This window comes from Nocardioides sp. ChNu-153 (assembly GCF_030466625.1).
Taxonomy (GTDB): Bacteria; Actinomycetota; Actinomycetes; order Propionibacteriales; family Nocardioidaceae; genus Nocardioides.
Genome location: NZ_JADEVT010000029.1, coordinates 1 through 737, shown reverse-complemented (window position 1 = coordinate 737; position 737 = coordinate 1). Strand labels below are relative to the sequence as shown.

At 69.6% G+C, this 737-nt stretch carries 1 protein-coding gene; it reads left to right on the top strand.

What is annotated here, in order from left to right; all coding sequences use genetic code 11:
• Nucleotides 1–121: 121 nt before the first annotated feature.
• Nucleotides 122–737: leucine zipper domain-containing protein (locus INN71_RS18060; protein WP_301801454.1), on the top strand; the 616-nt coding region annotated here is incomplete at its 3' end.

Below are 737 nucleotides of genomic sequence, written 5' to 3'. Positions count from 1 at the left end.
CGCTAGCTGTGATGTCCAGGGAGGTTGTCCCGCTACCTGGCGGTGAGCCTGTCTGACAGGCGAAGGCCTCCGGTTGTGAAGTGGAGCTGTCGAGGTACCGCTTCACCCACCGGAGGCCTTCATGTCCCACGCTAACGCCGCACTGACCCCACGCGCTCGTCTACGTCTTGCCCGCCTGATCGTGGAAACCGGCTGGACCCACACCGCTGCCGCGAAGATGTTCATGGTCAGCCCCCGCACCGCAGCCAAGTGGGCCCAGCGCTACCGCCACGAAGGCCCCGCCGGCATGGTCGACCGCAGCTCACGACCCCGCACCAGCCCCACCAAGACCGACCCCGCCACCGTGCGCCGCATCGTGCGGCTGCGCTGGCGCCAACGCCTCGGGCCGGTCCAGATCGCCGCACACGCAGGGGTGCCGGCCTCGACCGTGCACGCGGTGCTGGTGCGCTGCGGCATCAGCCGGTTGTCCTACATCGACCGCGTCACCGGCGAGCCCCTGCGCCGCTACGAACACCCCCACCCCGGGGCGCTGATCCACGTCGACGTCACCAAGTTCGCCAACATCCCCGACGGCGGCGGTCACCGCTTCACCACCCGTCAACAAGGGTTCCGCAACGCCCGTGCCACCGCGCACCGCACTGGTCAACGTGGCCAGCACTACCGCCCCCGCATCGGCACCGCCCACGTCCACACCGTCATCGACGACCACACCCGCATCGCCTACGCCGAGATCCACC